Genomic DNA, 22,041 nt, shown 5'->3' on the forward strand with positions numbered 1-22,041 from the left:
GATCAGCCTGCTCCCGCGACAGGACGGCCGAGGAATGCCGCAAGTCTGTCGATTGCTGGGGCGTCCTCCGAGATGGCCTGAGCAGGATCGAACCGACCGGTTCGTACCGGCGTGGTGAATTGGCGGCGGACGAATGCCAAAGCCTGTTCAGCCAGCTCCTCGGGGAGGTCAACGGGTTGCCCGGTTGCCCGAGCAAGGTCCCAGCCGTGAGTTAGAAGATCGGCCAGGCGCACATGCAGGAGTGCCGCGCCGGTGGTCTCACCGAAAGGCCCCTGGTAGGTGAGCTCAAGAACCCGCGGTTGATCGAACGCAGCCCGCACCGTTTCACTGGACCTGACGTAGGCGTCAACAGGGGCGCTGTTGAGGTTCTCCGTGCCGCCGGGTTCGGGCGGCGCCTGATGCTTCAGGGAAGCGGCGACAGCCAGATTCACGTCCACCAAGTGGTTCACCAAGTCCTTCACCGTCCAGTCGGTGCAGGGGGTCGGGTCCGACCACTGCCCTTCTCGGATACTGGAAACCAGGCGACCGACGGCATTCAACACTCGGCCAAGCTGTTCGACGGATGGAGTCAGCAGCGTCATCAATGTTCTCCACGTCGTGGTCGCGGCAAGACGAGCGCCATAGAGGCAGTTGATCCTACCTTCGCGTGCGCGTCCCTCTCCCCCGACGCGAAGAGCCCGCGAAACCCGCTTCAGGAGATCTTGCTTGCGGTCCTTTCTGGACCGTCGCGGATTTCCTCGTGAGCTCAACGGATTCCAATTGCGAACGCTGGTTGCTCAGCGTTGGTTGCGGACGTTTCCGGTTGATTCCTGGGGGTAAAGCGGGGGTTCGTATCGGGGTCATGGGTAGGCGGCCGCTGTCTCGTCGCCGCACCCAAGCAGCTCATGATCCGTGTTGAAGTGCTGCCTTGACGGCCACGATGATCAGGCCGAGCACGAGGTTGACGGCGCCGACGGACACCAACTCCCACCGAGAGGCGCCCGCCCGCAAGCCTGCCGCGCTGGCCCACACGACTTGCTGGGTCACAGCCACACCGAGCGCCAGCCACCCCGCACCCCTCGGGCCCAGGTTCAGCAACGGGCTGATCGCGACAGCGGCGGCCGGCAGAACAGCTGCCTGCACGATCGGCCACTCCCGGGCGCAGACGTCCCAGATCTCGTGCCGCGTCACGGGCTCGTGCCGCAACCGGTCGCCGACGAAGTTGGCGTAGGCATGCGCGGCCCAGAACACCACCCCGGTGCAGAGCAGGAGCAGCACCAACTGGAGACGCGGGTACTCGCTGTGCGTGCTGGCCCCGACCACCACCGACGCGGCCAGCAGCGAGCCGTAGATCGCGCCGGTGTAATCGGTCCGGTCCGTGTCAGGCGGTCGCTGGGCTGCGGAATCTTCGTCGTTGGTGCGTCCGGTCACCCTCGTAGGATCGCCGGAAAGGCCGCGCGCCGCCTGACGTCCGTTTGTTCCAGACCCACCGCCCGCCGGCGCTTGCTGGGCGATCGAGCCCCTGAACCCGCGGATTCTGAGGCGGTACTTGCTTTTGTAAGACGGGGTTTTGCCCCACCTGCAAGGGAGGGCCTCTGCCCTCACCCCATCGACCTGTCGATGGGGTGAGGGCAGAGCAGTCACGACCGAACCGCAGCCTCCGAGCATGAGCCCCTCACCCTGTTGGCCTGCCTGTCCGGCGAGGAAATCTTTCTTTCTCTGGTGGTGGGTCGAACCTGTCTTCACCCTCGTCTCCGAAGGTTCAGGCTGCCGCCAGCGTTCCTTGGTGGTGGAAGATCTGCCACTGACGTGACGCCACGCGACGCCACAGCGAGGTGCGATTCGATCGCCGGCCAGCGAACTCGGAGGTGTACTTCAGCATGACGATGCCGTCGGCAATGAGCCATCCACGCAGGTTCTCCATCTTGATCGGCTCGCCCTCCGGGTCCGTCGCCGACGCAACACGAACAGCCGCTTCGTATCCGAACTCGCTACCGGAGGTGCCGAACTCATGGAAGTCCGGTGCGAGCAGTCGCCCGATACGACTGGCGTCGGCTCGGCACTCGCTGCTGAGCGACTCCTGCTCCGCCGCCATCGCTTCCGCGATCTGCTCTTCCGCCTCGAGATGCATCTGGGTCTCGATCACGAGGAGGACTATGGCATTACTGCGTCCCACGCACGGTCCGTTTTTCCGCTCCTTTCCCCTGCTCCCACCTCGCACGCTCGGCGACATGTCCAAGTCACTCGCGAGTTCCGGTCGCCGCCTCGGCCGTCTTCTGCCAGGGCCACCGCCCGGTGATCTCCAACTCGAGGGAGAAGCTGAGGAACGTTCGGATTGCCACGATGACGGCAAGTACGCCGAGGCTCTCGAACGTCGGTGAGACCGCGACGGTCCGGATGATGTCGCCGGCGACGAGAAACTCAAGCCCGAGCAGGATCGACTGGCCGAGTCGGCGGCGGAAGGAGCGGTACACGCCTTTCTGCCGACGCGCGAGCCGGACGCCCTCGACGGTGATCGCGGCGAGCGCTCCCACAACAATCGTGGCCACACCGACGGCGTCGACGCCCTTACCCACCAGATCCGCGACGTGTTGGAACTCCACCATTCCCCCTCTGCCGCCCAGCCCGCGTTGTCTCGCACCGAGGACGGCTGTCGCATAAGCCGCCAATCGGATCCGACCCCGGAACGTACGGTCCCCGCAGGAGCCTGCCAGCGCAAACGCCCGAAGCCACTCTTGATCAGGCGTTCTAACCAACGCGCCCTCATCGGCATGAGCGGACATTCGCCCGTGGTTGAAGACAACGTCCTGAAGATTCATCCGAACTGAGTGCCGACACTTACGGACCAGAAGCCGGGTGCGGGTTCGAGGTAGAGACCGAAGGCGCTTCTTCGGGTGTCCTGCTGGGAACCTGATAGGCAGGATCTGGCTTTCATAGCGGTCACTGCTGGCCAGGTAGAGGCCGAAACCCAGTGCTGGCCAGAGCCGGTAGAAACGGAACTCCTGATGGGCCGACGCTTAAATCCCCATCAGGAGTTCCTTCGTTAACACTTCGAAATTAATTCGAGAACAGCCTTACCGAACCCCGCCAGCAAAATTCCGAAGCATACCTGGGGCTAGGTCCAGGGACAGGACGGCCACGTTCGCCGGATCAAGTCTCCAACCGGCGGCCGCGGGACCGCACCGCGCCACAGTGTCACGCGTGTCCGAGACGTTCGTCCCGGTGTTGAAAGGCGCGTTGGGCGTGTTGGACAGCACGTTGGTGTAAAGGAAGCTGCCGTTGCTGTACACGCACTGATGCAGATTCAGGTACCGGTGGGCGGCTAGATCCAGGGATTGCACGGCCACGTTCGCTGAATCAAGTCTCCAACCAACGGCCGCAGGGCCACAGTTCACCGCGGAGTCAGGCGTGTAGGAGATATTTGTTCCGGTGTTGAAGGGCGTGTTGGGCGTGTTGGACAGCACGTTGGTGTAAAGGAAGCTGCCGTTGCTGTACACACACTGATGCAGATTCAGGTACCGGCCGCGGACCCTATCCAGGGATTGCACGGCCACGTTCGGCGGATCAAGTCTCCAACCGGCGGCCGCGGGACCGCACTGTACCGCGGTGTCACGCGTCTCCGAGATGTTCGTTCCGGTGTTGAAAGGCGTATTGGGCGTGTTGGATAGTACGTTGGTGTAGAGGAAGCTACTGTTGCTGTACACGCACTGATGTAGGTTCACATAACGATCTCCTGATGCCATGGCAGGCGTTGCCGTGAGCGTGAGCGCGCTCAAGCTCAGCACTGCCACGACGGCGGATCTCCACGACTTCAGGGCTCTTTTAACGGGCATGCTAAGTCCTCCTGATTTTCGATCGAGCTACACCGGGCGTCGACCACGACCCCGGCCATCGCCACCACCGAGCGCCCATTCCGCAACGCAGAGTGCGGGTACGTCAGATACCTTCCATTTGCGCAACTGATGCCGAGATCAATCGGAGTGCACAGTATCGCCGGATTGCCTACAACGGCGATAGACCAACTGCATGAGAGGCTTGCGCATTAGCATGACTCACCACCGTCACCAAAAGTAGTGAAGGTCGAGTCATGCTTGAGCGGGCAGCCCTTAGTGGTTAATTTCGTAATTTCTTCAGGGCGATTGATTGATCGCGCGGCAGCGGAAAGATCGGTGGCGGAATTCTGTTGTTCGTGCTGGCTGCTTGCAGCAGATCTCGTTCCACGATCAACCGAACAGGACTGTTGCCGGATTCCCCAGCGAGACCCCCGAAGAACCGCCTTCAACTGGGGTTTCAGCCGCTACGTCGACAACCCCGCCACGAAACCGACCACTTGGTTACTCGCGCGCCTGGCGGCGCTGGTCGGGCCTCGGCAGGCTCCGTGACCCGTCGAACACGCGGCGAGTCCTTCGCGAGACGCGCGGCAGCGAGGGCTTCGCCTGGGTCACCTCGCGCGTGTTCCGCAAGACCGCCGCAACGATCCTCGACGAGGCGGGGCTGACGGCCCGGCTGATCGCGAACCGGCTCGGGCACTCGCGGCCGCCAATGACGCAGGATGTGCACATGGGCCGAGAGGCAGTCAGCCGGGACACAGCTGAGACGCTAGAGGCGGCCCTCGGTACCGGAGCCGAGTAGTTATGTGCGGGAAAAGCGTGGCTCGGCGTACGCCAAACACGAAACCCCAGGCCGTTGACCTGGGGTTTTGGTGGGTCGCCAGGGGATCGAACCCTGAACCCGCGGATTAAAAGATCAGGCTTGTCATTACTTGCCGACGGACGACAATCCCTGTCATAGCAAGGAAAATCAACCACTTGATACGTCCAGTTTGGATGGTCACTTGAGGTCGTTTGACATCATTAAGTGCACCAAAAGTGCACCAACGATCATGACTGGATTCTGTTCGCCCGGCCGCCGATCAGTACCACGAGCGAGCAACCCCGTCCAGCAGGCGACGGCAGCCTACTGGTAGTACTGAGGAACCACTCATACTGGGAACACGTGTTCGGACGCCACCTGCAAGACCCCGAAACCCGGGGCTTTCGCGGAGCGCGCAGTGATGACCACATTGTCCGGCCGATGTCCGGTGCGCGGTCGCGGCATCCGCCAACCCCAATCCCAGCGCCCGGTGCGTTTCGTCGGTCCCAGTTTGCTCAGACAGTGACATACTGGACATCAGGAAGATCGGATGTGGTCCTATGCCAGGTCACGACACCTCCGACCAGCAGCAGCCGTGGGGAAGCTCTAGGGCGCGCGACAGCCTCGGCAGCCTCGACGCGGCACTTCAAGGCCATCCGGCGATCGAGCAGGCCAAGGGCATGCTGAAGCTGGCCTTCGGACTCGATGACCACGACGCACTCGAGCTGCTTGCCGGGATGTCACACGACACCGGTACGGACATGCGCGACGTGGCTCAGATGCTTGTAGAGCGGGTCGCGGGCGCAGCGAGCGCGTCGACTGCGAAGAGCGTAAGCGCCCGTGTCCTTGAGGAGTGGAACCGACTCAAAGAAACCTAACCCCCGCCTTGCAAAGGCGATCAAGTGGCCTCGTCTACCTCGGCCGCTGATCGAACTTCGCTGGTCGACGTCCGCCTGGTTTCGGTCAGTTGCCGTTGTTCTTCGTTGGCGTTGGTCCTCGTGTGCCCCGGATGTGCTCCATGCGCGCCCGGGGCACGTTGCGCTGCTCGACTTGCCGATGGACTGACTGCCTCGCTCTTCGCACGTAACCACAAGCAGGCGACCACCCTTGCAGCGGGCCCAGCACCGTTTCTCAATGGCTCGCCCAGGCGACCAGTGGAGTCAGGACATCCGAGGTTCAGATCTCCATCTCGGCGGCTTCTGCGGGGCCGCCTGCCTTCCGCTCGCGCCATGACGAGGCCGCCGACCTTTCCGCTCGCGCCCGGTCGCCGTCGATGGCCGGCCGGGACCGGTGAGCGCAGCGAGCCGCACGCCCGGCCGGCCATCGACGGCTTGACCGGGCTTGCATACAGGAAGGTCGGCGGCCTCGTCATGGCTCGCATACAGCAGGCAGGCGGCCCCGCAGGGGCCGCCCTTGATGAAGTAGAGAAAGTCTAAACACGCACGCAGCGCAGGTGGTGTGCAGTCCCGGTAGATGCTTGACAGGTTGATCCCAGTTGATGCTTGACAGTGGCCGTAAGCGGCTTTGCTGTCGCGTGTCGTTTGCGGGCGGCGCGTGGCGGGAGGCTGGGGAGGTGTCGGTTGTCGAGCAGCGGTATCGGACGGTGATCGGTGGTGAACCGGTCGTGTAGGTGGCCGCGCAGCTGGGCGTGTCGCGGCAAACTGAGTGCGGGGCATGCTGAGAGTGAAAGCAACCTTATTGTCAGTGATGGCGTGACATGGGCATGCTGCGTTCCGTGCCTGATCCCAAAGGATGTACGAACGAGGGTCTGCCGAACCAGGCACGTAGCGCTCGGCAGGCTCAGCGTGCGTTGCGACAACTCCGGCGCGACTCCTCCGACCGCTGGCATAGGTGGCCAGCACGTATTGGCAGTGCGGTGGTGATGGGGGCGCTGCGCGTCGTGCGAGGGGTCGGTGAGCTTCTTGGTGAGGTTCTCGGCGAGGCGCTCCTGGCGTTGGCGGCGCTGGCCTTATTCGCTGGCGTGGTGGCAGCGAGTGCGTGGGGCTGGCAGCACAGTCCTGCCGCAACGGTCGTTCTGGTGGCGGGGATTGTCCTCTTCCTAGCCTTCGGTGCACACGAACTCGCTACCCGGCGAGCCGGGCAACGGAAACGAAGACGTCCTGCCGCAGCAGCGGCTGGCACCGTCGTCTTCCTTCTCATCTGGGTGCTGTATCTCGTGGTTTACCTGCCCTTGCCCTGACCATCGAGCCTTGACGCCAGGACGTGTGCACCGTGCGGCGAACCCCACCAACCGGACGTGGAAGCCGTTTCGCGTTCGCGCGGGGTACGAGTGGGTGACCTTCCATACGCTGCGGAAGACAGTCGCGACCCTGCTGGCCGACGCTGGGCTGATCGCTCGTGAGGTGGCGGACCTGCTGGGTCACTCGCGGGTGTCCATGACGCAAGATCACTACTTCGGCCGGGGGCAGGAGTCCCGGGCGAGCGCCGACGCTCTGGAGTCGTGGGCGCCACGCGGCAGCTGAGGAAAATTGGCAATTTATTGGCAACCGGCCCCACCAAACACGAAACCCCAGGTCTGTGACCTGGGGTTTTGGTGGGTCGCCAGGGGATCGAACCCTGAACCCGCGGATTAAAAGTCCGCTGCTCTGCCAGTTGAGCTAACGACCCGCGCGCACAAGGTTACAAGGTCCGGGCGATCTTGTGCGGTACCGGTCTCAGCTTCTTCGCCGATGAAGGTCACATCCGCACCCCTCCTGCGCTGCGGTGAGGGGTTTCCCCACCGCTCCGGCCCGTGGCCACCGCAGCCGTCCGAGACGCCTGCGTTCAGCGCCCGGGCGCTTCACCCGTTGCCGCCCGGCTCCGGGCGCAGCGTGACCGTGTGATTACATCACTGCAGGTCAACGAGGTTTGAAAACTTCTTTCAGCTCATTGACAACCTCGGCGGGCGGCACACGTCTTTCGAGGCAAAGGGGAACGAACAAGCTTTGCGAAGGGGACATCATGCTGCTCAACCGGACTCGGACGCTCGGCGCGATCTCTGGGCTCGTCGGAGGCGCCCTGCTGCTCGCCGGATGCGGCCAGCCGGCTGCCGCGCCGCAGAACACGCAGGGCAACGCGGACGCCTCCGCGCCGGCCGCCGGGATCGCCCCCGGGGAGTTCCAGCCCGGCAAGCCCGCCGGTGAAGGCAAGCCCTCCGCCGGCACGACGGCCGGTGGCCAGGCGACCGGCAGCGGTCAGCGCACCACCGGCGCCAAGTGCACCTCCAGCGACTTCAAGGTCGACCTGAACGTCCAGCCCGACCGCCCCGGCGTCCTGCTGATGGCCCTCACCAACAAGTCGCAGAAGACCTGCGACCTGAACGGCTGGGCGACGGTCACGCCGCTCGACATGTCCAACAGCACCATCGACGCGCCGACCCAGCAGGTCGAGATCCCGGGCAGCCCGACCGACTTCAGCCTCGCCCCGGGCGAGACCGGCTTCGCCGGCGTGCTCATCGAATTCGGCGACACGGGTGACTCGAACACCTTCGTCGCCACCGGCTTCCAGGTCGGCGTGCCGGGCGCCAGCGACGCGGTGAACGCCACCATCTTCGGCACCGACGGCACCAACACCGGGAACGGCGGGCTCTACGCGGAGTTCCCGATCAAGTCGATGAAGGTCGGCTCGCTGCAGCCCGTCGCCCAGGGCGTCACCGTCTTCGACTGATCCTGGCGGGTTCGCCGGTCGGCGGCAGGGGAATAGGGACCTCCACGGGGGCGTTCCACCGGCGCCGTTGACGCCGACTTTAGGAGCGCTTCAATGCCGCTGACCGGCGAATATGAACCCAGCCCGACGGAGTGGGTGCGCAAGCAGGTCGAGGAGTACGAAGGCTCGGGCGGTACCAAGGGCACGACGCTGCGCGGGCTGCCCGTGATCGTCCTGACCACCAAGGGCAACAAGTCCGGCAAGCTCCGCAAGACCCCGCTGATGCGCGTGGAGCACGACGGCACCTATGCCGCCGTCGCCTCCCTCGGCGGGGCGCCGAAGCACCCGGTTTGGTACTACAACGTGCTCTCGAACCCCACCGTCGAACTGCAGGACGGGCCGACGCGCCGGGACTACGTGGCGCGGGAGGTCACCGGGGACGAGAAGGCGCTGTGGTGGTCGCGCGCAGTCGCCGCTTATCCGGACTACGCGGACTACCAGGTGAAGACCACCCGCGAGATTCCGGTGTTCGTGCTGGAACCGGCTGCTTAGCAAGATCGGGGCGCGACGGCTCTTGCCGTCGCGCCCCGACTGCACGCGCCTCGCGTCCTCCAGGAAGCGCACCACCGCGGTCCCGCGCCGGTCGGCGCGGTCGATCGCCGCCCACTCAGTGCAGCGCCTCCATGAACTCCGCGACGCGGCCGAACCCTCCGCGCCCGCGGCGCCGCCACGTCGGCGGCATCCGGACGTCCACCGCTGCGACATCGGGAGCGCATTCGTCCACAGCGGACAGAAGGTTGCCTGGATTCTCCACGGTGGCAACCATTTCCGGTTCCAACTCCCGCAAAATTAGGGCGACTCCTCGCGCGGGGCCAACAAGGAGCGCGGGACGGCTGCCTGGTGGCGGTGTAGCCGCGTCAGGCCGGGGTGCAGGTGGCTCGGACCTGGGTGGACGCGATGTGGGCGCCTTCGCCGTCCGCGCCGCCCGCGTAGTCCTCGCCCCGGTCGTGCAGCTTCACCGAGATCTTGCCCTGGGTGATCTTGTACGACCCGAGGTCCACCCACCTGCCGAGGTTGGTGACCTGGTTGATGTCCCGCACGCCGATCACGTTCGCCGCGCCCTGCTCGAACGAGTTGAAGATCGAGTAGTGCGCCTTGGTCGCACCGACGTTGCGGCGGTTGCTGTCGTTCGGGATGTAGACGGACAGCGCGCAGGTGCCGGTCGTCACCTTGCCCGACACGTCGAAGGTCCACTTCGCTGAGTTGTCGGGGCCGGATGTGTCCAGGTCGCCGGACATCGGCATCGCGTCGAAGGTGCCACGGCAGCGGCCGTCGGCGGCACCGCCGTTGCGGATGTACCAGCCCTTGCTGCCGTTCGTGTGGTAGCCGACCGCCTGGTACTGCTCCGTCGCGGTGTTCGAGCAGCCCGCCCCGGCGATGAGCGTGTCGCCCCCGCCGCTCGGCCCGCTCGCCTTCGGCTGATCCTGCTGCGGCAGCGGGTCCTTCCCCGACTCTGCGGGCTCCTCCCCCTGCGCCGGGGGGACGTCGTTCCCCGTGGTCAGCTCGGGCTGCGCAGGCGGTGCCGGCACCGGGTCTCCCGCGCCTTCATGCGCCGGAATCGCCTCCACGGCGTCGATCGGAACGCCGTCCTTGATCATCCCGGGGGTTTCGTCGTCGCCCGAGAACAGCACCGCGAGCACGAACGGCACGGAGACGAGGATCACCGCCGCGGCGGCGAGGGAGATCAGCGAAACCTTCGACGGCAGGCCGACGTCCTTGGCCCGCTGGGGCGGAACCTCCGCGGCGGGCGCCGGTTCCGGCCGCGCCGCGCCGGAAAGCGAGGCCAGCGGGACCTTTTCGTAGGACGGCTCGTCGGGCTTCGCCGATTCGACGGGAGTGCCCTCCGCCGGCACGTAGAGCCGCAGTTCCGGCGGCAGCGAATCCAGAGAGCGGTCCTCGGGCGACCCGGCGCCCCCGTTCCGATCAGTATCCGACGCCACACTTACTCCAGAAATCGGGGAAGGCGACGTTCCCAAAAGGGACACCGCGTTTCAGCTCATAGCCTATACTTTGCCGCGATCTGGGGGGAACCTGCCGCTGATGCACCTTTACCAGATGTAAACACCTGGTCGACAGCAACAGAAACGAAGGTCATGCACGACCTCATCTTCGTCGCGCTCGTATCGCTGTGGTGCTCGGTGGCCGTGGGCCTGCTCGGCGCCTGGATCCTGTGGTTCCTGCGGCGGGGTTCGCTCGTCGTGATGATGATGATGCTCGCGGTCATCACCGTCATCTCGATCGGCTTCACCTTCGTGGTGCTCACGTTCCTCGACCTGTTCACCGTGCGCGGCATGACCGCCGTGCTGCTGGCGTGCATCCCGACGGCCGCGGTGTCGGTGATGCTGTGCCTGCTGCTCGGCAGGCGGATCCTGCACGGCAGCCGGAACCTCGCACGCGCCACCCGCACCATGGGCGAGGACGGCCGGTTCGCGGCGCCCGCCCAGTCCGGCTCGGCGGAGCTGGCCGTGCTGACCCAGGAGCTCGCCGCGACCAGCGCGGCGCTCACCGCCTCGCGGGAGCAGGAGCAGCTGCTGGAGGCGTCGCGGCGGCAGCTTATCGCGTGGGTGTCGCACGACCTGCGCACGCCGCTGGCGGGCCTGCGGGCGATGACCGAGGCGCTGCAGGACGGTATGGCCCGAGACCAGGACCGCTACCTGGGTCTGATCCTGCAGGAGACGCAGCGGCTGGACCACCTCGTCGGCGACCTGTTCGACCTGTCCCGCATCCAGTCCAACTCGCTGACCCTGTCGCTGACGCCGGTGTCGCTCGCGGACCTGATCAGCGACGCGGTGACCGCGATCGAGCCGCAGGCCCGCAGCCGCGGCGTGCGGCTGGTGCCGGGCGGCATCGAGCCGGTCGCGGTCCGGGTGGACATCCGCCAGATCAACCGGGTGCTGGGGAACCTGCTGAGCAACGCCGTCCGGCACACCCACCCCGGCGGCGCGGTCACGGTGTGCGCGCACGCGGCGGAGGGCCGGGCGGTGCTGTCCATTTCGGACGCCTGTGGCGGAATTCCGGAGGCTGACCTGCACAAGGTCTTCGAACCGGGCTGGCGGGGAACCCCGTCCCGCCCGTCGGGCAAGGACGTCGGCGGCGGGCTGGGGCTGGCGATAGTGCGCGGCATCATCGAGGCGCACCACGGCGGCGTCGCCGTCCGCAACGTCGAGGGCGGCTGCCAGTTCACCGCGAGCCTGCCGCTGGCCGGTTAGGTCCCGGTCCTGGCGCCGGGTCTCCGGCGCAGTTTCAATTGAAACTGCGGGCCGAACCTTGGGTGGTGCCGTGCGGGGTGTGTCCGGGGCGTCGTCGGGCGAGGCATCGGCTGGGGATCAGGCGGCCGCTAGAAGGGGTTCCCTTCGGACGACACCCAGTTCGATGGCCTTTCGGGTCAGTTCCGCCTTGTTGCGGACCTCCAGCTTCGCCCGGATCCGCTTGACGTAGGTGTCGACCGTCGCTCCGGACAGGCCCATTCGCCGGGCCGCCTGGGAGTGGGTGTAGCCGTCGGCGATCCAGCGCAGCACCTCCTGCTCGCGCCGGGTGAGCACCTGCTGCGCGGGCTCGGCCGGGGCGCCACCGCCGATCAGGGCCGCCCGGGAACCCGACGCGACGTACACCGCGCCGCGCGCCACCACGCCGATCGCGTCGTAGAACTCCTGGTCGTCGCAGCCGTCGCCGACGAAGCCCAGCGCGCCGGCCCGCAGCAGCTCCGGGACCTGCGCGGCGGCCTGCTCCGGCAGCACCACGAGCACCCGGTAGGAGCGGCTCAGCCGCGAAACGCAGTGCACCAGGGCGTCCGCCGGGAGCGTTCCGCCGTGGGCGAGCACCGCGACGTCGGAGGCGCCGGACAGGCGCTCGGGGGCTTGGTCGAGCAGCCTGGAGATCTTCTCCTGCAACTCGGGGCGGTCGGCGAACACGGTCACGTCGGACAGCACACGAACCAGCAACGTTCTTCACTCCCGGTGTCGCCGGTTCGCGCCGCGGCACAGACGTCTTCGACTGTTCGTCGCGATTCGGCGGAATTGTTGGGGCTAGGGAATTTCCGACTAGCCCGCGGCCTCTCTGACACCAGGAACGCTACCTGCGGAATGGCCGAGATCGAAGAGATTCCAACGGTCTGTAAACGTCAGTCGGACCTTGTAAGAATCTGTAAGGGTCGCGCGCCCGCGGTAATCGATCGCGCACTTTCGGTAATGCGCGACTGCACCGCACACTCTGGGCGCGGGAGTGAGTGTGCGGTGCAGCGCGGTTCCCGGCCCGCGGGAGGGGCCGGGAGATCGGGTCACCAGCGGTGGTGCGCTCCGGTGCCGAGCGGCCGGATGACCGGCAGCGGCAGCACGGCGGTCTGCGCCGCGGCGACGTCCGCGACGGGCGGGCGGGGCGCCGTGCGCATGGGCACGGTGTCCCGGGCCTGCAGGGGCAGGGCCGGCAGCAGCTTGGTGTCGCCGTTCAGCCGCGCGCCTGCGCGGCCGTCCAGCAGGTCGATGCAGGTCAGGTCGCCGTTGTGCGACTCGATCACGTCCCGCAGGGTGCGCCGGTCGGCCCGGGAGACCGAGAGCTGTCGGCGCTCGGCGAACGCCGCGAGCGCCTGGGCGGCCGCGAGTTCGTCTCCGTTGTCCAGGTGGTTGGCAACCGCAACGCTGAGGTTGTCCGACATTTCCGGTGCGAGGTGCAGGAACATCTCGTCGAGCTCGTCGAATCCGTTCATCTCGGAGGGCATGATCACGCCTTGGTCCCAAACGAACACGGTTTCCTCCTGAATGCGCCGACTTTCGTCAGGCGCTGCAGTCGATCTTCATCTGCGCCGCCGCGTGGTGCGCGTAGGTGGGCCCCTTGTCGGTCCAGTCCTTGCCGCGGGAGTGCAGCTTGATGGTCAGCCGTCCGCTGGTGACCGCGAACCGTCCGCCGTCGACCCAGCTGCCCTGCCGGTTGGCCTGGAAGACCCGGAAGTCACCGGACGGGCCCTTGGTCTCATCGCCCTGGTAGACGGTGTAGTAGCTCGGGTCACCGCCGACGTGCATCAGGTCGCCGCGGGGGACGAACACCGACACCTGGCAGCTGCCCTGCTTGACGTCACCGGTAGTGAACCGCCAGACCGCGGAGTTGTCACCGTCCCGGTTCGGGTCACCCGACATCGGCAGCGAGGAGTACGAACCGTCGCAACCGTCCGCCGCGTGCGCTCCGCTGCTGTTGAGCCAGCCCTGGTTGCCGTTGGCGTAGTAGCCGGGACGGCTGAAGCTGCCGCTCCCGCAGCCGGGCCCGGCGAAGCCGGAGAAGACGACCGGGTGGGCGGCGGTGCGCGCGGGGTCGGCCGGGACGGCGGGCTGCACCTCGCCGCGCGGGATCTCCCCGCCGGCCGGAGGATGCACCGGCACGCCGTTGTTCGGGCTGCCCGGCGGCGGTCCGGGGACGAGGTTGCCGGCCGGGAGGCCCGGCGGCGGGACCGGCTGCTCCTGCGCCATGCCCGGGATGAAACCGGACTGCGCCTGGGCGTCGTCCTCGTAGGCCGCCGGATTCGGGAGGGCGCGCGTGGGGGTGTCGTCGTTCGGGAGGAGGCCCGCGATCAGCACCGGGACGGACAGCAGCACCAGACCGGCCACGGCCGCGGCGGCCACCACCGGCTTGGACACGCGGTTTCCGGGACTCGACGGGACGTCGGCGGTCTTCGCCGTCTTCGCGGTCTTGGCGGCGGCGACGGGCGTGGCCTTGGTGGCCGTCGCGGTCGCAGCCTCGGCCTCGACCGCCGTGGCCTGCCCGGTGCCGGCATCGGCGACCGGCTCGGCCAGGGCGGACGTCTTGATGGCGGGCATCATCTCGGTGTCCGCGTTGGACGTCCGCAGCTCGCGATCGGCAAGGTAGGCGACGCCGTTCTCGCTCGCGCCGTAGTACTTGTCCTGCTCCCAGGGGTGGTCGCCCTCGGTGGACTGATCTTTGCTGCCGCTCGGGCTCATCTCTCGCTTCCCATCGGTCGAGTCTCTTCCAGCCGCTCCCGCCGGCTCGGGGTTGTGCGGTTCGCGCTGCGGAGCCGTCTCACCCGACACGCCGATCACGCCCGGGCCCCGGACATTGAGCCTGGTCAAGATCGAGCGGCCCGACAAGTAACCGAATAAGGGACGGGTACTTCGGCGAAGTCGTTCTTGCGCGTTCAGATCGCGCAAGGGTTCCGGGCGAACTGTGGCGCGGAACGGGCCGGATCGGTTGATCTTGGCGCATGGCCCTTTCCCCATTGGACGGTCCGACCGGCGGCTACCGCAACGCCCCCACCTCGGCCCCGCAAGCGGGGTAGAACTCGGCCGCGCCACCAGCGTGGACACCGGTCGGCGGCGTGCTCTCGGTCGACCAAACCGAGTTGCGGCGTGCCGTCGCGTTGTTCCAAGCCGCCGCGGCATCTGCCGGAAGCGCAGCTGGAAAGGCGCCGCGAGTCGCGGAACAGGGCCTGCCGCCGTGGGGCGGTGATCCGCTCGGGGCGGCGTGCGGCGGCGGCTACCGGGATCCGGCCGAGCAGGCGTGCGCGGCGCTGGACGAGCTGTCCGGACTGCTCGGCGACGTCGCCGACCGGCTCGTCGCGGTCGGGCGGACCTTCGCCGAAACCGAAGCGCAGAACGTCGAGCACGCCCGGCGGTGGCAGGTCGATGGCCGCGACTGACGTATCGCCCGATGTCCAACGTCTGCTGGAGGTGCTGGTCGGCAACGACTGGCCGGAAGGCAACCCGGACGATCTGCGGGCGATGGCCACCAGCTGGCGCGACGTCGCCGAGCACCTGAACAGCACCGTCGATTTGGTCAACAAGGGTGCGGGGCAGGTTGCTCTCGCACTGACCGGAGAGACGGCGGAGTCGTTCCGCGCGTTCATCGCGCCGTTCCTCGACGATGAGGGCTATGCGCGGCAAATGGTTCTGGCCGCCTCCGGCTTCGCCAACGCGCTGGACGGGATGGCGCTGGAGATCGAGACGCTGCGGATCATCATCATTCAGCTGCTGGTCATCCTGGCATTCGATATCGCGGCGCTGATCGCCGCTGCGGCGGTCACCTTCGGCTCCTCGACGGCCCTCATCCCGGCGAGGACGGCCGCCACCCGAACGACGCTCACGGCGTTTCAGCGGAAGGCGATCACCGAGGTGGCCGCCCACGTGGCGAGCTCGGTGTTCGACCAGGTCGGGGTCACCTTCTTCGCGCAGTTCATCCAGATCTGCCAGGGGAAACGGAAAAGCTTCGACGACGGGATGTTGGCGATCGCGGCGCAGAACGGAGCGGTCGGTGGAGCGGTCGGCATCGGCGCGGGAGCGCTGGGCAACACGATCAAGGTCGGCGGCGCGAAGGCGCTCAACGGCAAGGTGCCCAGTACGCACCTGTTCGACGGATCGGCCGCGAACACCTGGAAAGGCGCAACGGCCAGGTTCGGAGCGAACCTGCCGGTGCTCGCGGCCTGGGGCTCGGCCGTCGGCGCGGCGGAAGCAGCGGCGCAGGACGCCGCATCGGGCGCGAGCGGGGACGAGGTGTACGGGGCGGAGAACGGAGCGCTCATCGGAGCGGTGGACGCGGGGAGGGGAGCGTACAACCCGCAAGGGAAGTTCTCGACATCGACGGGCGTCTACCTGGACAAAGCCCTGAACCTCCCGTGGCGGGACAAGAACACGTCCCAGCCCGACCCGTCCCACCCGAATCCGATCCCGACTTCGTCGGAGCCACCGAAGCTCCCGGAAACCCCGAAGGAAAACTGGACCGCCTGGTCCGACGAAACCATCGAAGCGCTGAACCGCTAGCCGCCGGCGCCAGAAGACCCGTGTGCATTTTGTGTCGCTATAGCAGCACAAAATGCACACGGGTCCCAACCAGGCAGAACGTTCATCGACCGGGAACGACCAGCCGCCTCAGCGCTCGAACCGGCCGTCCTTGACGGCGCCGATGAACGCCGACCACTGCGCGCGGTCGGTGGTTAAGTGCCCTGCTGCACGGTTCTTGCTGTCCCGTACGGCAGCACCATCGCTGATTCGGCCAACTTCGACGCAGTTCGTCTGCCCGCCGCTGAACCTCGACTTTCGCCAGCCTTCGGGGGCGTGCGGTGTCGTCATGATGCCGTCTCCTTGGATCTGATGACATCGGCGATGAGCGCTGCGGTCTCTTCTGGGCTCATCGCCAGCCCGCGCAGCGTATCTACTGCACCTCTGTAAATCTTCAACGTCTTCGCGTCAGTGATCGTCGCCGACGAACCGAAATGCTCGAGATGCAGCACTGGTTTCGTCCGCGAGAACTCAAGAAGTGCCCACGGGCCGCTCAGCACCGCAGCAGCCGGACGGCCCATCGGGAGGACTTGGAGCGCCACGTTGTCCAGCTCGGAGATCTTCAAAAGGTGGCGCAGCTGCTCCAGCATCACGTCGTCAGGGCATACGGAATAGCGAAGCGCGTATTCGCCAACGATGGCGACCAGCTGCTTCGGCGGTGTATCGGTAAGTACGTGCTGTCGGCCGATCCGGAGTGTTGCGCGCTGCTCCGCTTCCCCGCGTGTCTGGCCGTACGCGACCATGATGTGACGCGCGTAGTCGTAGGTCTGCAGCAGGCCTGGGATCATCAGCGGCTCGATGTTGATGATCGTTTGGGCGGTGCGCTCGTATTCCGTCAATGCGGCGAGTTGCTTGTCGATGCCCGGAGCCACCCAATTCGGATCGAGCGCGTCGCGAGCTAGTTCAAGGAGTCGATCGCGGTCGGCACCGTTGACGCCCAGCACTGCCAGGACGGTGGCGGTGTCGGCTTCGCTGGGGATGAGCTTGCCATTTTCCCACCGGGAGATATGCGAACTGCTGCGTTCGATCATCTCGGCAAGCTTGCGCGTCGAGTAGCCGCGCCGCTCGCGTGCCTGCCGTAGCTCCACTCCCAAAGCGCGTGCGCGCGGAGTGTCAGCGCTGCTTGCCATGCAGCAATCGTAAGCGGTGCTCAGATCGGCATGGAGAGATCAACCTATCGAGGCATGGCGAGCTGTGCTGCATGCATCACATACTGATGCATGCAGCAATGATCTAGAGGAGGCTTCCATGTTCTACCGAGCCCATCCCTTCCACTGGGTTCCGGCTGCTGGGCTGCGGCATGCGAGTACCGATCGGCGGCCGGATGCCGCTTTGGCTTATCCGACCGGGACTTCCGTATCGACGCTGTGTCGGCAGAAGTTGTCGGCAGACAACTCCGAGCTCGCGTGGTTGTGGTCTACGTGCGGTGACTGTGACGTCGAGGCACACCGGATAGCCCGAACCCTCTACACCCCGGCTACCGAGAGGACCAAGTGACGTGTTGGCCATGCTTCCCGGAATCGCCGGGATCACCGGCACTGCCGCGCTCTACCTGATCATCACCTGCTGGAAGTCCTACCGCCCGCAGCACGCCGGAGGCGGCGAAGGTGCTTTGACGGTGTGGCAACTCATCGCGCACGTCGAAGCCGAGCGACAACAACGAGAACAAGGTGGCCGACACCGGCTCCGCGAACCCCAGCCACCACCACCGTCCACATCAGACGCCGAAAAGGCGCCGTCGCTGGAGGTTCAGCGCCGAATACTGGACGCCCTCCGGCGCCTCTGACGGCACCAGACCCGGGCCCGGCCGCCGATGCCCCCGACCTGCGGTGGACGGGCCCTGCGGGCCGGTCGGCGCGACACCCCTCCCCAACGCGCCGACCGGCCACCCCGCCTCCTGAAGCCCTGAGTCCGTCCCGATTTTGCCTAAAATTGGGAAGCCCTGAACCCGCCGGGCCGGGACAGGTCGGGTCCCGATTTTGCCTAAAATTGGGCGCTTCTGGACCGCGCGGGTGGGTTTCCGATTTTGCCTAAAATTGGGAATCCGGGCCGTAAGTGTTGTGGGGCGCTATGGCACCCCACAACACTCACGGGGCCTACCTGGCGGTGCTTGCTACTTCAGGGCGGAGCCCTTCGCCACGACGACCCCGTAGAGGTCTTCGATCGCCGCCAGCGCGCTGTGGTGGATCTGCTCGGCGGACAGCTCGACCCCGGCTCCCGCCAGCGGCCGGGTGGCGCACGCGTCCGCGACGACCGTGGGCGAGTAGCCGCGCAGGAACGCACCTTCGGTCGTGAAGGTGACGCACATGTGCGTCATGAATCCGACGATGATCACGTTCTCGCGGCCCGTGGCCGCGACCTTCTGCTCCAGGTCGGTGCCGTGGAAGCTGTTCGGCGCGTGCTTCACCACGACGGGCTCACCGTCGACCGGCGCCACGCTGGGGTGGATCTGGCCGATCTCGGCGCGGATGTCGTAAGGCGTGCCCGCACCACCGTCGTGGACGACGTGGATCACCGGCGCCCCCTCTTCACGCGCCCGAGCCAGCAGCGCCGCGCCGGAATCCAGCGCCTCCTGCCAACCGTCCAGCTCCATCACGCCACGGGTGTAGGTGTTCTGGTAGTCGACCAGGATCAGCGTGGCGTCGGCGGGGGTCGCCGGTGTTCCGCCGAAGCCGTTGAGCTCGCGCAGCGTCGTGGCAGCCATGGGAAAAGCCCTCCTCGGATGGGGTTTCGAGAGCGTTCGGCGCCCTGGCGGCGCCTACGTGATCGACGCTACGATCGGGCCGTGGTGTCTGCAATGACGCCCGACTTGCAGATCTGGACATCGCGCGGAGGGAGAGCCCGTGCCCGCGCTGAAGCGGCTCATCGTCATCGTCGTCTTCGACGGCGTCGACCTGCTGGACATCACCGGCCCGCCGGAGGTGTTCGCCCTGCTGCAGCGGGAAGTCGACACCGACACCGGCTACCGCGTGCTCCTGGCCGCCGAGACCCCGGATCCGGTCACCACCGCGGCGGGCGTGCGCGTCCTGCCGGACACCACGTTCGACGAGGTGAGCGGCCAGCGCATCGACACCCTCCTGGTGCCCGGCTCGGTGCGCATCGACGCCGACGGGCGCGTGACCGCGCTGACCGACCCGGACGTCACCGCCCGCGTCGAGCAGCTCGCCGGCAACTCGCGCCGCATCGCCTCCGTGTGCGTCGGCGCCCACATCCTGGCCGCCGCGGGCCTGCTCGACGGGAAGCGCGCCACCACGCACTGGTCGACCGCCCGCCAACTGGCCGCCGACCACCCCGCCGTCATCGTGGACGCCGATCCGATCTTCATCCGCGACGGCGCCGTGTGGACCGGCGCGGGCATCAGCTCCTGCCTCGACCTGTCCCTGGCCCTGGTCGCCGAGGACTTCGGCGAGCCCGTCGCGCTGCGCGTGGCCCGCCATCTCGTGATGTACCTGAAGCGGCCCAGCGGGCAGAGCCAGTTCTCCGTGCCCCTCGAACCTGTCTCCACCACGCGCCGGATCGAGGACCTGCGGCACTACATCACCGGCAACCTGTCCCGGCCCATCGGCCTCGCCGACCTCGCCGAACACGCCCGGGTCTCCGAACGCCAGCTCGCCCGCATCTTCAAGGCGGAACTCGGCATGACACCGACCGCCTACATCGAATCCGCCCGCGTCGAAATCGCCCGCAACCAGCTGGAAACGACCGACGCCACCCTGGAACGCATCGCCACCACCTGCGGGTTCGGCACGGTCGACACCCTCATCCGCGCCTTCCGCCGCCAACTGGCGACCACTCCGAGCGAGTACCGCAGCGGCTTCCAGTACGCCCCGCAGCGGGCGGGCCGCGCTTAGGATCCAGCCGTCACATGCGTGTCGATGTTCGGGAGTTGGGCGTGCGCATCGGGGAACTTTCGGAGCGGACCGGCACTTCGCGGCGGCTGATCCGGTACTACGAGGAGCAGGGGCTGATCGTCGCCGACCGATCCCCCAACGGCTACCGGGAATTCGCCGAGTACAACGTGGACCGGGTGATGCAGATCCGCGGGCTGCTCGACGCGGGGCTGCCGACGCGGATCATCAAGCAGATCCTGCCGTGCCTGGACAAACCCCGCGTCATCTACTTCCCGGACGCGACGGCGGAGATGATCGCGACCCTGGAGCACGAGCGGGACCGGATGACGGACCGGATCAGGTGCCTGACCAGAAACCGGGACGCGGTAACGGAATACCTCGACGCGGTCCTCGAGTACAACCGCACCGGCGCGGTCCCCGCCGAGTGAAAGGGCGCCCGCCGCCGGCCGAACCGGCGAAGGGCGCCCATCAACACGAAGGCTCAGCCGTCGGTCGGCTGCTCCGCGTTCTCCATGCGGACCATCGCCACCCACTCGCGACGGGTCGGAACCCGGGCCTCCGGACCGGATTCGGCGATGTGCGCCCGCAGTCCCGGCGGCAGGGCGATGCCGTGCTTCTCCAGGTAATACGTGGTCAGATCCGACCAGATCCAACTGCCATCGGTGCGCAGCCCGATCGGGACGACCGGCTCCTCGCCATCGGCGAGCACGTCGGGGACCAGGTCGTCGTCGTCGGTCAGCCGCTCCGCCGAGTTGAGGTAGGCGATCTGCCCGTCGCGTTCGGCTCCGGCCGGCTCGCGCTCTTCGCTCTCCTCGTCGAACTGCGCCAGCTCGATGGTCGGCTGTGGCCCGACGCCGTAGATCTCCCGCCCCTGCACCAGCGCCGGTGCGTGGTAGAAGGGGTCGAGCGGGCTTTCCGAGCGGAACACCTCGACCTGCGGGCTGGCCAGCCCGGCTTTCCAGAGCCGGTCCGCGAGCTCGGCGGCCAGCAGGTGCGGGTGCAGGCCCTTCTCGGTCTCGACCAGGTGGATCGGCCGCGCGGTTCGTTCTTCCCCGCCCTCTGGCAGCCGCCACACCTGCCACGCGGTGTGCTTGCCGGGCTGGGACTCCAGGTACTCCCGGACCGTCGCGGCGCAGGTCTCGGCGACGTCGGCGTCACCTTCCCGCTCCGCCCAGAAGTCCCAGGTCACCAGGGTGAAGTCGACCCCGTCCTCGAGCAGGGCGACCCGCGCGGCGGTCGCCTCGTCGACGCCGTCCAGCAGGGTCTCGCGAGTCTCCGGCGGCAACGACTGGCCCCAGTCGAGGAACACCTGAGCGATCAACCGCACGGCGTGCGACCACTGCCCGGCGGCCAACCACTGCCGCGCCTGCCACACCACGTCGTCGGGCAGCATCGGCGAGAACCGCAACAGCAGCTCGTGCCGCGCCAGGTCCTGATCTTCCATATCCCGAACCCCAAACCTCAAGTGCCTACCAACAGAGTTCCCGGTCCCCGGCATCGGTTCAAGTAACCCATACCGGGACGCGCGCTTACCCCACCGCGCGCCTAAGCGCGCTCGCGAGCAGGCGCATCGAAGCGGGCGAGCCCGGGTTGATCAGCACATCGACCCCTTCTTCCGGCAGCGCGTCCGCCAGCTCCGCGGCGGTCGCCTCCCGCCAACCCTCGACCTGCACCCGCTTCCGGTGCGCGGGCGACGTCGTGACCAGCATCGACGCCACGCCGTCCGGGGCCGGCGCGATCACCGGGTTCTGATCCTCGTCGACGGCGATCCCGAACGCCGCTTCGCGCAGCGTTGCCAGCAGCGCGTCGGCGTCCGCCTCGCCCTTGTTCACCAGGCGCAACGTGGCGTCGACCGGGTCCGTCGGCGAATTCGGCGTGGACGGCACGTAGTCGGGGTTGGCGTGGAAGCGGCCGGTCGTGCCGTCCGCTTCGACGTGCCAGCCGCCCACCACGGCCTCGCGGGGCGGGCGCTGTGGATCGCCGCCCTGCTCCTGCCACGCCGGGTCGATCAGGAACACCCACCGGTCCTCGTCCGGCAGCACCGGATCACCGATCACCAACGCCTCCCTCCTGCGGCCACGCTGCCGCTCGTCCAATTC

Annotated in this window: 26 protein-coding genes and 1 tRNA gene; 11 read left to right on the plus strand and 16 right to left on the minus strand. The window is 67.2% G+C overall.

Features of this window, described 5'->3' with window-relative positions:
• Positions 1–2: 2 nt before the first annotated feature.
• The 5 genes from BLW84_RS35335 to BLW84_RS46705 all read right to left on the minus strand — a co-directional run bounded on the left by BLW84_RS35335 (position 3) and on the right by BLW84_RS46705 (position 3,770).
• The gene (locus BLW84_RS35335) at positions 3–581 is read right to left on the minus strand and encodes a TIGR03086 family metal-binding protein (RefSeq protein WP_093274669.1); all 579 of its coding nucleotides are present in this window, start codon (positions 579–581) and stop codon (positions 3–5) included.
• Between the two features lie 301 nt (positions 582–882).
• Positions 883–1,410, minus strand: coding sequence for a hypothetical protein (locus BLW84_RS35340; RefSeq protein ID WP_093274670.1), 528 nt, complete (start codon positions 1,408–1,410; stop codon positions 883–885).
• 331 nt (positions 1,411–1,741) lie between these two features.
• A complete protein-coding gene (locus BLW84_RS35345; RefSeq protein WP_177226860.1) occupies positions 1,742–2,125 on the minus strand; it encodes a nuclear transport factor 2 family protein in 384 nt (127 codons plus the stop codon).
• A gap of 94 nt (positions 2,126–2,219) precedes the next feature.
• Positions 2,220–2,585 (minus strand): DUF1622 domain-containing protein, encoded by a 366-nt coding sequence (locus tag BLW84_RS35350; protein ID WP_245761609.1) that lies wholly within the window; start codon positions 2,583–2,585, stop codon positions 2,220–2,222.
• A 468-nt stretch (positions 2,586–3,053) separates the two neighbouring features.
• Entirely contained in the window at positions 3,054–3,770 is a 717-nt protein-coding gene (locus tag BLW84_RS46705) for a hypothetical protein (RefSeq protein ID WP_143061212.1), read from the minus strand.
• A 1,401-nt stretch (positions 3,771–5,171) separates the two neighbouring features.
• Here BLW84_RS46705 and BLW84_RS35360 point away from each other — a divergent pair.
• Positions 5,172–5,489, plus strand: a complete 318-nt coding sequence (locus tag BLW84_RS35360) for an ANTAR domain-containing protein (protein WP_093274677.1) — start codon at positions 5,172–5,174, stop codon at positions 5,487–5,489.
• Positions 5,490–6,836: 1,347 nt separating this feature from the next.
• Positions 6,837–7,094 (plus strand): tyrosine-type recombinase/integrase, encoded by a 258-nt coding sequence (locus BLW84_RS35365; RefSeq protein WP_093274681.1) that lies wholly within the window; start codon positions 6,837–6,839, stop codon positions 7,092–7,094.
• A gap of 69 nt (positions 7,095–7,163) precedes the next feature.
• Here BLW84_RS35365 and BLW84_RS35370 read toward each other — a convergent pair.
• Positions 7,164–7,239, minus strand: a tRNA-Lys gene (locus BLW84_RS35370).
• Between the two features lie 333 nt (positions 7,240–7,572).
• On the opposite strand from BLW84_RS35370, the gene BLW84_RS35375 reads away from it, so the two are divergent.
• Together BLW84_RS35375 and BLW84_RS35380 are read left to right on the plus strand one after the other, a co-directional pair.
• Positions 7,573–8,277, plus strand: a complete 705-nt coding sequence (locus tag BLW84_RS35375) for a DUF4232 domain-containing protein (RefSeq protein ID WP_093274684.1) — start codon at positions 7,573–7,575, stop codon at positions 8,275–8,277.
• Positions 8,278–8,370: 93 nt separating this feature from the next.
• Positions 8,371–8,808, plus strand: coding sequence for a nitroreductase family deazaflavin-dependent oxidoreductase (locus BLW84_RS35380; RefSeq protein WP_093274686.1), 438 nt, complete (start codon positions 8,371–8,373; stop codon positions 8,806–8,808).
• Positions 8,809–8,923: 115 nt separating this feature from the next.
• On the opposite strand, the gene BLW84_RS47945 is transcribed toward BLW84_RS35380, so the two are convergent.
• Positions 8,924–9,082, minus strand: a complete 159-nt coding sequence (locus BLW84_RS47945) for a hypothetical protein (RefSeq protein WP_177226861.1) — start codon at positions 9,080–9,082, stop codon at positions 8,924–8,926.
• Positions 9,083–9,173: 91 nt separating this feature from the next.
• Positions 9,174–10,256, minus strand: coding sequence for a golvesin C-terminal-like domain-containing protein (locus BLW84_RS35390; RefSeq protein ID WP_093274694.1), 1,083 nt, complete (start codon positions 10,254–10,256; stop codon positions 9,174–9,176).
• 153 nt (positions 10,257–10,409) lie between these two features.
• Here BLW84_RS35390 and BLW84_RS35395 point away from each other — a divergent pair, with 153 nt between their 5' ends.
• Positions 10,410–11,525: a sensor histidine kinase gene (locus tag BLW84_RS35395; protein WP_093274700.1), complete on the plus strand. Its 1,116-nt coding sequence runs from the start codon at positions 10,410–10,412 to the stop codon at positions 11,523–11,525.
• Between the two features lie 117 nt (positions 11,526–11,642).
• On the opposite strand, the gene BLW84_RS48610 is transcribed toward BLW84_RS35395, so the two are convergent.
• The 3 genes from BLW84_RS48610 to BLW84_RS35410 form a co-directional block, all read right to left on the minus strand.
• A complete protein-coding gene (locus BLW84_RS48610) occupies positions 11,643–12,257 on the minus strand; it encodes a response regulator transcription factor (RefSeq protein WP_218157596.1) in 615 nt (204 codons plus the stop codon).
• Positions 12,258–12,592: 335 nt separating this feature from the next.
• Complete coding sequence (locus tag BLW84_RS35405; protein WP_093274703.1) at positions 12,593–13,057, minus strand: hypothetical protein; 465 nt, start codon at positions 13,055–13,057, stop codon at positions 12,593–12,595.
• Positions 13,058–13,085: 28 nt separating this feature from the next.
• Positions 13,086–14,261 carry a hypothetical protein gene (locus BLW84_RS35410; protein WP_177226862.1) on the minus strand — a complete coding sequence of 392 codons (1,176 nt, stop codon included), beginning with the start codon at positions 14,259–14,261 and terminating at the stop codon, positions 13,086–13,088.
• 374 nt (positions 14,262–14,635) lie between these two features.
• On the opposite strand from BLW84_RS35410, the gene BLW84_RS35420 reads away from it, so the two are divergent.
• Both BLW84_RS35420 and BLW84_RS35425 read left to right on the plus strand, forming a co-directional pair.
• Positions 14,636–14,956: a hypothetical protein gene (locus BLW84_RS35420; RefSeq protein WP_093274717.1), complete on the plus strand. Its 321-nt coding sequence runs from the start codon at positions 14,636–14,638 to the stop codon at positions 14,954–14,956.
• Positions 14,943–16,073 (plus strand): WXG100 family type VII secretion target, encoded by a 1,131-nt coding sequence (locus BLW84_RS35425; protein WP_093274723.1) that lies wholly within the window; start codon positions 14,943–14,945, stop codon positions 16,071–16,073. The genes BLW84_RS35420 and BLW84_RS35425 overlap by 14 nt, the downstream gene beginning before the upstream one ends.
• A gap of 108 nt (positions 16,074–16,181) precedes the next feature.
• Here the strand turns inward: BLW84_RS35425 and BLW84_RS35430 are convergent, their stop codons facing one another.
• Together BLW84_RS35430 and BLW84_RS35435 are read right to left on the minus strand one after the other, a co-directional pair.
• Positions 16,182–16,382 carry a DUF397 domain-containing protein gene (locus tag BLW84_RS35430; protein WP_093274727.1) on the minus strand — a complete coding sequence of 67 codons (201 nt, stop codon included), beginning with the start codon at positions 16,380–16,382 and terminating at the stop codon, positions 16,182–16,184.
• Complete coding sequence (locus BLW84_RS35435; protein WP_093274729.1) at positions 16,379–17,221, minus strand: helix-turn-helix domain-containing protein; 843 nt, start codon at positions 17,219–17,221, stop codon at positions 16,379–16,381. Before BLW84_RS35435 ends, BLW84_RS35430 begins: the two co-directional genes overlap by 4 nt.
• A gap of 118 nt (positions 17,222–17,339) precedes the next feature.
• On the opposite strand from BLW84_RS35435, the gene BLW84_RS35440 reads away from it, so the two are divergent.
• On the plus strand, positions 17,340–17,588 hold the full coding sequence (locus BLW84_RS35440; RefSeq protein WP_093274732.1) for an HC3 family zinc finger protein: 249 nt from the start codon (positions 17,340–17,342) through the stop codon (positions 17,586–17,588).
• Positions 17,589–17,598: 10 nt separating this feature from the next.
• Positions 17,599–17,877: a hypothetical protein gene (locus tag BLW84_RS35445; protein WP_177226863.1), complete on the plus strand. Its 279-nt coding sequence runs from the start codon at positions 17,599–17,601 to the stop codon at positions 17,875–17,877.
• 327 nt (positions 17,878–18,204) lie between these two features.
• Here BLW84_RS35445 and BLW84_RS35450 read toward each other — a convergent pair whose 3' ends face one another.
• Complete coding sequence (locus BLW84_RS35450; protein ID WP_093274737.1) at positions 18,205–18,795, minus strand: cysteine hydrolase family protein; 591 nt, start codon at positions 18,793–18,795, stop codon at positions 18,205–18,207.
• 139 nt (positions 18,796–18,934) lie between these two features.
• Between BLW84_RS35450 and BLW84_RS35455 the strand changes: the two genes are divergently transcribed.
• Positions 18,935–19,942, plus strand: a complete 1,008-nt coding sequence (locus tag BLW84_RS35455) for a GlxA family transcriptional regulator (RefSeq protein ID WP_093274740.1) — start codon at positions 18,935–18,937, stop codon at positions 19,940–19,942.
• A 41-nt stretch (positions 19,943–19,983) separates the two neighbouring features.
• Positions 19,984–20,370 carry a MerR family transcriptional regulator gene (locus BLW84_RS35460; protein WP_093274766.1) on the plus strand — a complete coding sequence of 129 codons (387 nt, stop codon included), beginning with the start codon at positions 19,984–19,986 and terminating at the stop codon, positions 20,368–20,370.
• 53 nt (positions 20,371–20,423) lie between these two features.
• Here the strand turns inward: BLW84_RS35460 and BLW84_RS35465 are convergent, their stop codons facing one another.
• Positions 20,424–21,386, minus strand: a complete 963-nt coding sequence (locus BLW84_RS35465; RefSeq protein WP_093274741.1) for a hypothetical protein — start codon at positions 21,384–21,386, stop codon at positions 20,424–20,426.
• A gap of 85 nt (positions 21,387–21,471) precedes the next feature.
• Positions 21,472–21,999, minus strand: a complete 528-nt coding sequence (locus BLW84_RS35470; RefSeq protein ID WP_245761611.1) for a type VII secretion system-associated protein — start codon at positions 21,997–21,999, stop codon at positions 21,472–21,474.
• Between the last annotated feature and the right edge of the window lie 42 nt (positions 22,000–22,041).

This window comes from Saccharopolyspora shandongensis (assembly GCF_900106995.1).
Taxonomy (GTDB): Bacteria; Actinomycetota; Actinomycetes; order Mycobacteriales; family Pseudonocardiaceae; genus Saccharopolyspora; species Saccharopolyspora shandongensis.